The sequence below is a fragment of the Bradyrhizobium sp. CB1015 genome (genome assembly GCF_025200925.1).
Classification (GTDB): Bacteria; Pseudomonadota; Alphaproteobacteria; order Rhizobiales; family Xanthobacteraceae; genus Bradyrhizobium.
In genome coordinates this window covers 7505795-7518184 of record NZ_CP104174.1, presented here as the reverse complement: position 1 = coordinate 7518184, position 12390 = coordinate 7505795, and the positions used below count along the sequence as shown (strand labels likewise).

At 65.4% G+C, this 12390-nt stretch carries 12 protein-coding genes; 7 read left to right on the top strand and 5 right to left on the bottom strand.

Going from position 1 to position 12390, the window contains the following annotated elements:
* The first annotated feature begins 91 nt into the window (after positions 1 to 91).
* The 6 genes from N2604_RS35175 to N2604_RS35150 all read left to right on the top strand — a co-directional run bounded on the left by N2604_RS35175 (position 92) and on the right by N2604_RS35150 (position 5446).
* On the top strand, positions 92 to 700 hold the full coding sequence (locus N2604_RS35175; protein ID WP_260372525.1) for a LemA family protein: 609 nt from the start codon (positions 92 to 94) through the stop codon (positions 698 to 700).
* A gap of 132 nt (positions 701 to 832) precedes the next feature.
* Entirely contained in the window at positions 833 to 1735 is a 903-nt protein-coding gene (locus N2604_RS35170) for a YgcG family protein (protein ID WP_260372524.1), read from the top strand.
* Positions 1736 to 1739: 4 nt separating this feature from the next.
* Positions 1740 to 2237, top strand: coding sequence for a TPM domain-containing protein (locus tag N2604_RS35165; RefSeq protein ID WP_260372523.1), 498 nt, complete (start codon positions 1740 to 1742; stop codon positions 2235 to 2237).
* Positions 2238 to 2617: 380 nt separating this feature from the next.
* A complete protein-coding gene (locus tag N2604_RS35160) occupies positions 2618 to 3625 on the top strand; it encodes a hypothetical protein (RefSeq protein WP_260376376.1) in 1008 nt (335 codons plus the stop codon).
* 93 nt (positions 3626 to 3718) lie between these two features.
* Entirely contained in the window at positions 3719 to 5257 is a 1539-nt protein-coding gene (locus N2604_RS35155) for a hypothetical protein (protein ID WP_260376375.1), read from the top strand.
* Between the two features lie 24 nt (positions 5258 to 5281).
* On the top strand, positions 5282 to 5446 hold the full coding sequence (locus N2604_RS35150) for a hypothetical protein (protein ID WP_260372522.1): 165 nt from the start codon (positions 5282 to 5284) through the stop codon (positions 5444 to 5446).
* 9 nt (positions 5447 to 5455) lie between these two features.
* Here the strand turns inward: N2604_RS35150 and N2604_RS35145 are convergent, their stop codons facing one another.
* The 3 genes from N2604_RS35145 to putA form a co-directional block, all read right to left on the bottom strand.
* Entirely contained in the window at positions 5456 to 6103 is a 648-nt protein-coding gene (locus tag N2604_RS35145) for a glutathione S-transferase family protein (protein WP_260372521.1), read from the bottom strand.
* A gap of 296 nt (positions 6104 to 6399) precedes the next feature.
* Positions 6400 to 7605: a CaiB/BaiF CoA-transferase family protein gene (locus tag N2604_RS35140; RefSeq protein ID WP_260372520.1), complete on the bottom strand. Its 1206-nt coding sequence runs from the start codon at positions 7603 to 7605 to the stop codon at positions 6400 to 6402.
* Between the two features lie 115 nt (positions 7606 to 7720).
* A complete protein-coding gene (gene putA / locus N2604_RS35135) occupies positions 7721 to 10720 on the bottom strand; it encodes a bifunctional proline dehydrogenase/L-glutamate gamma-semialdehyde dehydrogenase PutA (protein WP_260372519.1) in 3000 nt (999 codons plus the stop codon).
* 114 nt (positions 10721 to 10834) lie between these two features.
* Here putA and N2604_RS35130 point away from each other — a divergent pair, with 114 nt between their 5' ends.
* Positions 10835 to 11296, top strand: a complete 462-nt coding sequence (locus N2604_RS35130) for an Lrp/AsnC ligand binding domain-containing protein (protein ID WP_260372518.1) — start codon at positions 10835 to 10837, stop codon at positions 11294 to 11296.
* A 171-nt stretch (positions 11297 to 11467) separates the two neighbouring features.
* On the opposite strand, the gene N2604_RS35125 is transcribed toward N2604_RS35130, so the two are convergent.
* Both N2604_RS35125 and N2604_RS35120 read right to left on the bottom strand, forming a co-directional pair.
* Positions 11468 to 11668 (bottom strand): cold-shock protein, encoded by a 201-nt coding sequence (locus tag N2604_RS35125; RefSeq protein WP_008563500.1) that lies wholly within the window; start codon positions 11666 to 11668, stop codon positions 11468 to 11470.
* Between the two features lie 403 nt (positions 11669 to 12071).
* Positions 12072 to 12380, bottom strand: a complete 309-nt coding sequence (locus N2604_RS35120) for a cytochrome c (RefSeq protein ID WP_260372517.1) — start codon at positions 12378 to 12380, stop codon at positions 12072 to 12074.
* Between the last annotated feature and the right edge of the window lie 10 nt (positions 12381 to 12390).

Genomic DNA, 12390 nt, shown 5'->3' with positions numbered 1-12390 from the left:
CCGGTGCGAGGCAAGAGGCTTGCGTCAGCCGGCTGCTTTTCTCGGGCGCGCAATCTGGTACTTTGCGCCGGATTCCACCGGGAGAAATTTAATGCGCAAGATCCTGACCGTGCTGGCCGCCCTGGCCTCGCTGAGCCTGACCAATTGCGGCTATAACGCGATCCAGAGCGAGGACGAGCAGATCAAGGCCAATTGGTCCGAGGTCGTGAACCAGTATCAGCGCCGCGCCGATCTCGTGCCCAATCTCGTCAACTCGGTGAAGGGCTTTGCCCAGCAGGAGAAGGACGTGCTGCTCGGCGTCACCAATGCACGAGCCAAGGTCGGCAGCATCCAGGCAACGCCGGAGGTGCTGAACGATCCCGCCGCGTTCCAGAAATTCCAGGCCGCGCAGGGCGAGCTTTCCAGCGCGCTGTCGCGCCTCCTGGTCGTCACCGAGAATTACCCGCAGCTGAAGTCTGACGCCTTGTTCAAGGACCTGATGTCGCAGCTCGAGGGCACCGAGAACCGCATCACGGTGGCGCGCAACCGCTACATCAAGGCGGTGCAGGAGTATAACGTCACCATCCGCTCGTTCCCGACCAATCTCACGGCGATGGCGTTCGGTTACAAGGAGAAGCCGAACTTCTCGGTCGAGAACGAGAAGGCGATCTCGACCGCGCCGAAGGTGGACTTCAATCCGGCACCGGCGCCGTCGAAGTAAGCGCGTTCGGCCCCGATGCGCGTCCCACCCACCACTGTCATTCCCCGCGAAAGCGGGGAATCCAGTACGCCGCGGCTTCACCGTATCCCGCCGGCGTCCCTGGAATACTGGATCGCCCGGTCAAGCCGGGCGATGACAGCGAGGGTGTGGTGCGCGGTCATCGTTGCAGCACTCCTCCTCGCCCTCGCCGTCCCCACCCACGCCGACGTCGCCGTCCCCCAGCTCACCGGCCGCGTCGTCGATCAGACCGGCACGCTCTCCAGCAGCGACATCGCCACGCTCACGCAAAAGCTGCGCGACTTCGAGAACCGCAAGGGCAGCCAGATCGCCGTCCTGATCGTCCCGACGACGCAGCCGGAAACGATCGAGCAATTCTCGATCAGGGTCGCGGAGGCCTGGAAGATCGGCCGCAAGAAGGTCGACGATGGCGCGATCCTCGTCGTCGCCAAGAACGACCGGCATTTGCGCATCGAGGTCGGCTATGGTCTTGAAGGCGTGCTCACCGACGTCACCTCGCGGCGCATCATCGACGAGGATATCACCCCCAGGTTCAGAAGCGGCGATTTCGCCGCGGGCATCAGCGCAGGCGTCGACCGCATGATGCGGGTGATCGACGGCGAGCCGCTGCCGTCACCCTCGCGCAGCGTCAATTTCGCCCACAATCTGGACGATCTCGCGCCGGTGTTTGCCGTGGCGCTGTTCGCCTCGATCGGCGTCGGCGGGTTCTTCCGCGCGATCCTGGGCCGGCTGCTCGGATCATTGGTGACCGGGGGCATCATCGCCGCGGTGACCTGGCTCATTCTCGGCTCCGCGGCGCTCGCGGCGGCTGTCGGCATCCTCGGCTTCATCGTCGGATTCATCGCCGATCTGTTCTCGGCGATCACGCCGGGCACGGGCCGGTCGCATGGCGGCTCGTGGTCGAGCGGCTCCTCGGGCGGCTGGAGCAGCGGATCGTCGAGCAGCAGTGATAGCGACAGCAGTTTCAGCGGCGGTGGGGGCAGTTTCGGTGGCGGCGGCGCCTCGGGGAGCTGGTAGCGTCATGAGCATCAAGCGCATTGCCAGGCATCTCGTGCAGCATCATTGGCGGGCGAAGCAGATTTTCCCGCAAGCGGTGCTCGACCGCATCGAGCAGGCGATCAAGCGCGGCGAAGCCACCCATTGCGGCCAGGTCCGCTTCGTCGTCGAAGGGGCGCTCGACGGCCGTCCGCTCTTCCGCAACCAGCCGGCCCGCGCGCGCGCGCTCGACGTGTTCTCGCACTTACGCATCTGGGACACCGCCCACAACAATGGCGTTCTGATCTATCTCCTGCTCGCCGACCGCGACGTCGAGATCATCGCCGATCGCGGCATCGACGCGAAGGTCGGCGCGGAGGGTTGGGAGACGATCTGCCGCGCGATGGAGGCCGAGTTCAGATCGGGCCGGTTCGAACGCGGCGTGATCAGCGGCATCGAGGCGGTGTCGCGCGAGCTGGCAAAGCATTTTCCGAAGCAGGGGCCGCATGCGAACGAGCTGCCGGATGCTCCGGTGGTGATGTGAAGAGGAGCCAGGTCAACTCTCGCACCGTCACCCTGAGGTGCTCGCCACTTTGGCGAGCCTCGAAGGGCGGCGGCCCGACTGCTGCAGTTCGGCCGTTCATCCTTCGAGGCTCCCGGCGCGATGCTCGGCATCGTGCCACTCGCGCCTCAGGATGACGGGGTTAGCTTTGCGCTGCGTGTCGGCCATTCCGCTGCCGTTCATCTTCTCCCGATTACGAATTGTTTCACGCCCGCCACACCGGTTCCACTTTCCCGGCCCAATTCGGCCCCTGATAACTTCCTAAAATTTCGGTAAGCGGGTCCCGAGGTAAGGATTTCGCAAGCAATGAAAGTTACCAAAAGGTCAACCGAGACTGGAGTATTTGAGCCGTGAGCGAACCAATGCCCGAGCAGGCTGCCCAGGATTCCGGTGCTGTCGAGGCTGCAGCGCCGCAGGCCGTCGAGGCTGCCGCCGGTATCGACGTCCCCTCGATCGCCCCCGACCACGAAGCGCCGCCCAAGCCGGATCCGGTCAAGGCGGAAGCTCCGAAGATTGAGCCGCCGCGGATCGAAGTGCCGAAGTTCGAGGCCAAGACTGAGGCCAAGATTGACGCCAAGAGCGAGGTCAAGGCTGAGCCGAAGCTCGGAAAGCTCATCGTCATGCCGCCCGCCGACCGCGCCTGGGAGCGCGAGGAGTTCGTCCCGCATGGGAAGGCGGACGAGCCGCGCGAGGCCGGCAGCAAGCGTCGCCAATCGGTGATGGCCGCGGTGGTGGCGATTGCCGCCGGCGTCGGCGCGATCAGCGGCGCGCTTGCGACCGCCGGCATGATGCGTTTCGCTGCTCCAGCCCAGCCGCCGGTCCAGGTCGCCGACACCAGCGCGCTGGACGCGTCCGTCGCGCGGATCGATGCCGACCTCGTCGCACTGAAGGCCAATGTCGAGCAGAGTTCCAAGTCCGGCCTGAGCCAGTTCAACCGCGCCAACGACCGCCTCGACAAGCTCGAGAAGGCGCAGGCCGAGCCGCTGGCCAGGATCGCAAAGCTGTCCGAGACCGTCGACAAGCTTCGCGCCACGGCGCCCGCCGCGCCAGCACAGGCCGCAGCAGCGGTGCCCAAGGAGACCACCGGCTCGATCGCGCCGACCCAGCCCCAGACCCAGGTCGCGACCGCGGCGGCCGCACCGGCCCCGGCGCCCGCAGCTCCCAAGACCGAAGTCGGACGTCTGCCGACGATCGAAGGTTGGCGGCTGCGCAACGCCAGCAACGGCGGCGCGCTGATCGAGGGCCGCGACGGCCTCTACGAGGTCTATCCCGGCGATCCCATTCCCGGCGTCGGCCGTGTCGATGCGATCCGCCGCCAGGATGGCCGCTGGGTGGTCGTCACCTCAAGGGGGCTGATCACCGCGCGCTGAGCGTTCGATATTCGACCTTCGGAGAGGCGCTTCACCGCGATGTGAGGCGCCTTTTTGCTTGAATAGGCACGCTTGCGCGGTGTTACCTCAGGCATGGGCCGCGCCTTGCGAATTCTCGTTGCTGCCGCCGCATTGCTGGGCGGTGTCGTTCCGCTCTTCGCAGCGGAGAATTCTGCGCTGACGCGCGGCACCGCGATCACCGATCCCGCTCTCCTGCGCACGCTCGACCAGAGCAATGCGCTGACGATCTCGCGCCTTTTGTCGCCGGAGCGGAATTCGGACGTCCCGCTCACGACCGAGCTGATGTTCGCCTCGCTGCCGCAGCTGAAAGCGATTCTGCCCGCGATCGATGCGGAATTTGACCGCTACATCGCCTGGTACAGGACGACCTATCCGCGCGAGACCATCGGCGTCGGCGAAGGTTTTGACGCGCAATTGTTCGATCGGGCCAATCTGAAATCGCGCGAGGCGCGGTTCGTGCTGGCCGGCATCGTCAATCGCATGGACCGTGCTTATGTTTCGGAGGAATCCTGCGGCGAGATCCGGCTGATCTTTCGTCTCGCGCGGTTCGATAGCGGGCCGGATGGCGGCACGACCGCAACGCGCCTGCCGATGACATTCAACTTCGTGATGAAGGCGCGCGAGGCGCGCCGGACGGATGCGAACGGCAAGCCGGTGAGCTGCGCCGAGATCGCGCGGCGTTGGCTCGACAATGGCGACTGGCAAGATTTGATCGGCAACCGCTTCCCGCCTTCCGACGCCATGCTCGACAGCATCGAGACCAACATCCAGGTCTCGGTCGCGCCGAAATCGGCGCTGCACGATTTCCGCTCCGATTATCTTCTCAAGGTGTTCAAGTACGACGCTGCCACCAGGACGTTCGAGGAATCGACGCTGGAGAATCAGATCGACCGCGATCGCATTCTTGCCGACGATGCGCTGCGGCGCGACTTCAAGGCCTGGCTGCTCGCGCCCGAGAACTTGCGCGCGTTCGATCGCGGCACCGTGCTGATCCCGGAGAAATTCCTGGCCAAGGCCGCAATGGTGCCGACCCCCGCCGGCCTCGATGCCTCGGTGTTGCAGCCGGAGTTCGGCTTGATGCAGGGGGAGGGTAAGGGCGATCCCGTCTTCACCGACAATGACGTGGTCGGCGCGCTGAAGCAGGCGGCGGCCCGCGGCCTCGACATGCAGAACGTCCGGTCGGTCGCAGGCTTCCAGCGCCGCCTCAACGACATCACCTGCGCCGGCTGCCACCAGACCCGCGGCATCGGCGGCTTCCATTTCCCGGGCGTCGATTGGCTCGCCGATAAGCCGTCCAATTCCACCATCGTGCCGGCCTCGCCGCACTTCTTCGGCGACCAGCTCCGTCGCCGCGACATCCTGACCGCGTTCGCGGCCGGAACAAGCCCTGATTTCTCACGCGGATTTGCCGATAGGCCGCAGACCCGCGGCAGAAGCGAGCTCGCCGGCAGCGAATATCAGGACGGCTGGGGCGCGCATTGTTCCCTGCAAGTTGCGGGATCGGGAACGCCGGACAGGAGTTTTACGTCATGGAGCTGTGCTAACGGTCTGACCTGCCAGGCTGCCGCGGCCTCGCGCCGCATCGGCATGTGCTTCATCAAGACGCGATAAACCCGCAAGCGATTTGGATGACCCATGACGAATACCGGCGAAGCCAACAAGGCGCGCAATCGCGAGATCGCGCGGAACGAGGAAGCCAAGCAGGTCACCGGCAGCGCCCGCGTCAGCATCTGCGCGGTTGCGGTGGCCGTGATCGTCGGCGGCATTCTGTTCACGCTCGGCTGGCTGTCGCTGAGGTGATCGAAGCCCTCACGTCGCGTAATTCGTCATCCGCTTGCCGGGCAGCAGCTCGTAGGCCGGCTTCCAGCCGGGCAGCGCGGCCATGCGGCCGAGCCAGGCGTGGATGGCGGGATGGCTCGCCGCGAAATCGAACCCGTGCTCGTCGCTGGGATAGTGCAGATAGGCCATCATCGAAATGTCCGCGACCGTCGGCTTTGCACCGATCGCGAAGGCGTTGTGCTGGAGATGACCGTCGAGGATACCGAGAAAGTCCTCGAGCCGCCGGCGGAAATGCTTCAACACCTGCGGATCGTTCTTCTCGGTGAAGGCGCGCATGAAGCGGTAGGTCGCCATGTAGCCGGTGAGCTTGTGGTTGTCCCAGAACAGCCAGCGCAGCAGCTCGAACCTCTCGTCCTCCGTCTCGGCGCCGAAGCGGCCATATTGCTCGGCCAGCTTCAGCAGCAGCGGCGCGGTCTGGGTCATCTTCACGCCGTCGACCTCGAGCACGGGAATCTCGCCCATCTCGTTGACGGTCTTGCGCCATTCCGCCGTGCGCGTGACGCCGCCGCCGAAGTCGGTCCAGACCGGCGCGAACGTCTCGCCGCAAAGCGTCAGCATCAGCGCCAGCTTGTAGCTGTTGCCGGATTCGGGGAAGTAGTGCAGGCGGTAGAGGGGCATGGGACCTCGCGAGGCGTGTTGTTGCCGCGAGTATAAGCGAGATCGCCCCACGCCGTCATCGCGAGCGCAGCGAAGCAATCCAGCAATGCATCTGCGCGTGCGAGCAATTTCGCTATCGTCGTCCCGGACAAGCGCAGCGAAGCGGAGCGCAGATCCGGGATCCATAACCACAGGGAGGCGTTTGGCGAAGACTCGGAGTGACCAGTCGTGCCCGATAACCGCTCCCTGTGGTTATGGGGCGCGGGTTTGCGCTGTGCGCGCCCCGGGACGACGACAGTGGAGCGTGAGGCGCCGCTTTACCCTACCGCTCCCGAGCCCCGCAGCTGCTTGATCGCCGCCTCGTCATATCCCGCGCCGCGCAAAATCTCGTTACTGTGCTCGCCGACGGCCGGCGGCTTGCGTGGCTGCACTTTCTTGGCGCCGTCGATCCAGATCGGGCTGTTGATGGTGAGCATGGTGTCGTTCTCGAACGGCAGCAGCACCTCGTTGTCGAGCATCTGCTTGTCGTTCGGGATGTCGTCCAGGATGGCGACGACGCCGAACACGAGGCCGTTGCCGTCGAGGATCTTTCGCCACTCGGCGAGATCTTTCGTGGCGAAGGTCTCGTCCAGGATCTTGATCAGCTCGACCGAGCGGGCGTGGCGGTCGGCCTTGGTGACGAAGCGGGGATCGTCGATCAGGTCTTCGCGCCCCACGCACTTGGCCAGCGTCGGAAACTGCTTCTCTTCGTTCAGCAGGGTCAGGATCAGCCAGCGGCCGTCCTTGCACTGGTAGTGGTTGGCGACCGCGTTCAGCGCGCGCTCGCGCGGCCGCCGCTCGCCGAACTTGGCGCCGCAGAGCTTGGCCTGCGCCAGGACGCTCGCCGCCCACACCCCGTTCGCCATCAGGTTGGAGGCGACGTGCGAGCCCTTTCCGGTCTTCTCGCGCTGATACAGCGCGGTGACGATCGCGCCGTAGAACGCCATGGCGCAGGGATGGTCGCCCATGCCCGCGACCGAGCGTGCCGGCGTGGTGTCGGTGTCGGCGCGGACGAGGTCCATCAGTCCGGAGCGCGCCCAATAGGCGTTGCTGTCGAAGCCGGGCTTGTTGGCTTCCTCGCCTTTCTCGCCATAGCCGGTGAAGGAGGCGTAGATCAGCCTGTCGTTGAGATGAGCGAGATGGTCATAGGTGATGCCGAGCTTGGCCCGCACCGGCGGCGGCATGTTGGTGATGAAGACGTCGGCCTCCTCCACCAGTCTGTAAAGCACGGCCTGCGCCTCCGCCTTGGAAAGATCGAGCGCGATGCTCTTCTTGTTACGCCCCTCCAGCAGCCAGGCGAAATTGTGCTCGCCGGAGGGATAACCCGGCAGGTTCGGCAGGTTGCGATAGGGGTCGCCAGTGCCGGGCGGCTCGATCTTGATGACGTCTGCGCCGAAATCCGACAGCACGGTCGCGGCCGCGGGCGCTGCGATGAAGCTCGCGCAGTCCAGAACCTTCAGGCCCGCAAAAATGCCCTTCTCCATCGCGACGTCGCTCCCTCGCTTCAATCGTTTCCCGCGCGCTGGAATTGGCGCGGGCCGGTGCTGGGAGCATTAGACCGATGTTTTGCCGGGATGCAACGGCGCCTGGCGCAGAGCCTCACTCCTCCCCCGCAAGCAACGCGGCATTGCCGCCGGCGGCCGCGGTGTTGATCGTCACGGTCTGCTCGGTGGCAAAGCGCGCGAGGTAGTGCGGGCCGCCGGCCTTGGGGCCGGTTCCGGACAGGCCGTTGCCGCCGAACGGCTGGACGCCGACGACGGCGCCGATCATGTTGCGGTTGACGTAGATGTTGCCGACCTGGACGCGGTCGATGATGGCCTCGATCGTATCGTCGATGCGCGAATGGATGCCGAGGGTGAGCCCGTAGCCGGTGCGCGCGATCGATTGCAACACGCGTTCGAGGTTCTCCGCGCGATAGCGCACGACATGCAGGATCGGACCGAACACCTCCTCGGTGAGCTGACCGGCCTCCTTGAGCTCGAAGATATGCGGCGCGACGAAGCAGCCATCCGGCGCGTGGCCTGCAAAGTGCAGCCGCGCCTCGCGCTTCATCCGCGCGATATGCGCATCGAGGCGTTGCTTGGCTTCGAGGTCGATCACCGGCCCGACCTGGGTCGCAACATCTGCGGGATCTCCAATCCTGAGTTCGCGCGCGGCGCCCGCGATCATCTCGATCATGCGGTCGGCGACATCCTCCTGCACGAACAGGAGCCGCAGCGCCGAGCAGCGTTGACCGGCGGAACGGAACGCGGAGGTCACGACATCGTCGGCCACCTGCTCGGGCAGCGCGGTCGCATCCGCGATCATGGCATTGATGCCGCCGGTCTCCGCAATCAGCGGCACGATCGGCCCGTCCTTGCCTGCGAGCGTCCGGTTGATCTGACGCGCGACCTCAGTCGAGCCGGTGAAGACGATTCCGGCGACACCAGGATGCGCGGTGAGGACGGCGCCGACACGACCGTCGCCGGTGACGAGATGCAGCGCGCTTCCGGGGATGCCGGCCTCGTGCAGCAGGGCGATGGCCTCGCGCGCGATGCGCGGCGTCTGCTCGGCCGGTTTTGCCACCACGCTGTTGCCGGCCATCAGCGCCGCGGTCACCTGGCCAAGGAAGATCGCGAGCGGAAAATTCCACGGCGAGATCGCGACGAACACACCGCGGCCGCGCAGGCCAAGCGCATTGCTCTCGCCGGTCGGGCCCGGCATGGTCGCATCAACGCCGAACAGCTTGCGGCCCTGCGCGGCGTAATAGCGGCAGAAATCGGCGGCCTCCCGCAGCTCGGACAGCGCGTCGTCGAGCGTCTTGCCGCCCTCGGCTTGCAGCAGCGCGATGAAACGGGCGCGGCGGCTTTCCAGGAGATGCGCGGCCTGCTCCAGCGCCGCCGCGCGTGTGCCCGCCGGCGTCCGGCTCCAGCCGGCAAAGCCGGCGCGCGCAGCCGTCACCGCCGCATTGGCCTGATCCGGTGTTGCATCAGTGACAGGCTTGAGATCGGCCGCCTCGGGCTTCACGTCCGCCAGTAGCTGGTCGAGTGCGGCACGCTCACCGAATTCGACGCCGCGCGAATTGCGCCGCTCCGGCGCGAACAGATCTGCCGGCAACGGTATTTTGGCATGAGATGCCTGTTGCGGCCGGCCGATGGCATCCGCGGGGCGCTGCAGCAGCGCCGAAACCGGCACGCGATAATCGGCCGCCTGCGCCACGAACGACGAGTTCGCACCGTTCTCCAGCAGACGTCGCACCAGATAGGCGAGCAGATCGCGATGGCTGCCGACCGGCGCATAGGTCCGGTAGGCGATGTCAGGATGGTCTTTTGCCAATTGCTCGTAGAGCGCTTCGCCCATGCCGTGCAGGCGCTGGAACTCGAAGCCGCCGCCATCTTGCGCGAGCTCGAGCACGGTCGCGACCGTCAGCGCGTTGTGGGTGGCGAATTGCGGGAAGATGCGCGGCCGCAAGGCGAGAAGCTTCGCCGCGCAGGCAACGAAGTTCAGATCCGTCATCGCCTTGCGCGTGAACACGGGATAGCCGTCGAGCCCGCGCTCCTGCGCGCGCTTGATCTCGGTGTCCCAATAGGCGCCCTTGACGAGGCGCACCATCAGCTTGCGGTCATGCGCGCGGGCGAGTTCATCGACATAGTCGATCACCGCGCTGGCGCGCTTCTGATAGGCCTGAATCGCCAGGCCAAATCCGTCCCAGCCGGCGAGTGATGCATCGGCGAGCGTTGCCGCGATCACGTCGAGCGACAGCTCCAGCCGGTCGGCCTCCTCGGCATCGACGGTGAAGTTCAGGTCGTAGGTCTTGGCGCGCTGCGCGAGATCCAGCAGTTGAGGCACCAGCTCGGCCATCACGCGCGCGCGGCTGGTCGCCTCGAAGCGCGGATGCAGCGCCGAGAGCTTGACCGAGATGCCGGGCCGGTCGGGCAGGGAATGGTTGCCCGCCGCCTTGCCGATCGTCTCAATCGCGCTGGCATAGGCGTCGAAATAGCGCTTGGCGTCGGCGGCCGTGCGCGCGCCTTCGCCGAGCATGTCGAAGGAATAGCGCGGCTTCTGGCCGGAGCGCGGCCGGCCCCGCTCCAGCGCCTGCTCGATGGTCTCGCCGAGCACGAAATGATTGCCCATCAGCCGCATCGCCTGGCGCGTCGCGGTGCGCACCGCCGGTGCGCCGAGGCGCTTCACCAGCCGGCCGATGGTGCCGTCGGGCGTTTCGCCGGGCTGGATCACCCGCGCCGACAGGCCGAGTGCCCAGGCCGAAGCGTTGACCAGGAACGCCGTGGACTTGGTCTCGTGATGGATGAAATCGCCCTCGCCGAGCTTGTCTTCGATGAACTGGTCGGCGGTGCGCGCATCAGGCACGCGCAGCAGCGCTTCTGCCAGCACCATCAGTGCCAGCCCCTCCTTGGTCGACAGCGCGAACTCCCGCAGCATGTCCTCGACCCCGCCGAGCCGGTCGTCGCGCTTGCGGATCGCCTCGATCAGCCGCGTCGCGGTGCGGTCGATGCGCGCCTCCTGTGGCGGGCTCAGATGCGAGGCCGGCAGAAGCCTTGCGGCGATCTCGGCGTCATCGGGGGCGTAAGGCGCGGAGAAGGGCGGCGGGATGTTCGGCATGGCGTGTCCTGTGGCTGAAATCCAGGATAAGGCCCTCGTGACCGCAGTTCGATAGACAATCTAGCTGATTTGCCTTAGAAAATGAAGGAACGAAGCAGCTTGGCCTGATAAAGTATGGAACTCGATCGAACCGACCGGAGAATCCTCTCGATTTTGCAGGAGGATGGGCGCATCGCCAATGTCGAGCTCGCCGAGCGCATCGGGCTGTCGCCGACCTCGATCGGCGAGCGGCTGAAGCGCCTGCAGCGCGAGGGCTTTGTCGAAGGCTATGGCGCGCGGCTCAATCCGCACCGGCTCGGCCTTGGGCTCCTGGTGTTCGTCGAGGTGCTGCTCGACAAGACCACGCCCGATAATTTCGAGCGGTTCGCACGGGCCGTGAAGCTCGCCCCTGAAGTGCTGGAGTGTCACATGGTTGCCGGCGGCTTCGACTATCTTGTGAAGGCGCGGCTTGCCGACATGACTGCCTATCGACGCTTTCTCGGCGAGACCCTGCTGTCGATGCCGGGCGTGCGCGAGACGCGGACCTATGCGGTGATGGAGGAGATCAAGCGCGACGCACCGCTGCCGGTGGGCTGACGACATGTCGTCGCGATTGTCGTTGCTGTGGCGTTGAATGAGCGGTCTTCGCAGGAAAAATAGCTATCCGCGTGCAGTCGCAACGCCTGTCGTCGAATGCACCGGCCGTCTTCTGAAATTTTCTTGGCCCGCTCCCGGAGGTGATCCGGGAGGCAGCAAAGGCTGGCGGGCTTATACTTTGAGGTTCTCTGCGGAAGTCTTGCCCCGGTTTGCGATCTCTTCGTATTCCACCGTCTGTCCCTCGTTCAGGGTCGACAGACCGGCCTTCTGCACTGCCGAGATATGCACGAACACATCCTTGCCACCCGACGCAGGCTGGATAAATCCATAACCCTTCGTCGGGTTGAACCACTTGACCGTACCTTTAGCCATCACGACTTCTCCGCGGGTCTTCCTCCGAGATCTCGAACCGCCAGTCCCCGCCAACCGGCCGGTTCGGTCCTACAGGATACGCGGAATGCGGCAGGCTTGGTAGCTCAAACCACATCGCCATTTCGCCGAATTCCGCTCAACTTCGCGGCGTTTTTGCCGCTTTTGCCCGTTTCGCGGTCAAATGGCAGGAGCGCGACGGATCTACTGCGGAGAAAAGATCGAGTGGCGTTCTTCCTTACCCTCCCCTGGAGGGGGAGGGTCGATCGCGCGCAGCGCGAGCGGGGTGGGGTGATCTCTCCGCACGGGCAGCGTTCGAGGTGGAGAGACTGTCACCCCACCCCGCTACGCATTGCGCTGCGCTTCATGCGTAGCCTCCAGGGGAGGGTAAGCGCGTGACCATCAGTCAGTAGGTCGCAGCCAGATAATCGACGATCTTTCCGACATCGGCATCGTCGATCGGTGCGCCATAGACCTTGATCATCTTGGTCACCTCGGCCTGCCAAAAGGCCCTCTTGTCCTTCATCGGCGGCTGCGTGGCGACGTAGTCGGACGAATGGCAGGCGCTGCAATTGCCCTGCACGACCTCGAGATTGGGACCGGGCTTGAAGGCGGCGACCTCGTCGGGGGTCTTGTAATTGACCGGCGCGGCAAGTGACGAGCCCATCAATGCGGCGACGGCGAGCGTGAGGGCGAGGAGAACGGTGCGCTGCATGATCAGTCTC

Coding starts and splice junctions, on each gene's coding strand:
- N2604_RS35175 (WP_260372525.1), top strand. CDS start 92: ATGCGCAAGATCCTGACCGTGCTGGCCGCCCTGGCCTCGCTGAGCCTG.
- N2604_RS35170 (WP_260372524.1), top strand. CDS start 833: ATGACAGCGAGGGTGTGGTGCGCGGTCATCGTTGCAGCACTCCTCCTC.
- N2604_RS35165 (WP_260372523.1), top strand. CDS start 1,740: ATGAGCATCAAGCGCATTGCCAGGCATCTCGTGCAGCATCATTGGCGG.
- N2604_RS35160 (WP_260376376.1), top strand. CDS start 2,618: ATGCCCGAGCAGGCTGCCCAGGATTCCGGTGCTGTCGAGGCTGCAGCG.
- N2604_RS35155 (WP_260376375.1), top strand. CDS start 3,719: ATGGGCCGCGCCTTGCGAATTCTCGTTGCTGCCGCCGCATTGCTGGGC.
- N2604_RS35150 (WP_260372522.1), top strand. CDS start 5,282: ATGACGAATACCGGCGAAGCCAACAAGGCGCGCAATCGCGAGATCGCG.
- N2604_RS35145 (WP_260372521.1), bottom strand. CDS start 6,103: ATGCCCCTCTACCGCCTGCACTACTTCCCCGAATCCGGCAACAGCTAC.
- N2604_RS35140 (WP_260372520.1), bottom strand. CDS start 7,605: ATGGAGAAGGGCATTTTTGCGGGCCTGAAGGTTCTGGACTGCGCGAGC.
- putA (WP_260372519.1), bottom strand. CDS start 10,720: ATGCCGAACATCCCGCCGCCCTTCTCCGCGCCTTACGCCCCCGATGAC.
- N2604_RS35130 (WP_260372518.1), top strand. CDS start 10,835: ATGGAACTCGATCGAACCGACCGGAGAATCCTCTCGATTTTGCAGGAG.
- N2604_RS35125 (WP_008563500.1), bottom strand. CDS start 11,668: ATGGCTAAAGGTACGGTCAAGTGGTTCAACCCGACGAAGGGTTATGGA.
- N2604_RS35120 (WP_260372517.1), bottom strand. CDS start 12,380: ATGCAGCGCACCGTTCTCCTCGCCCTCACGCTCGCCGTCGCCGCATTG.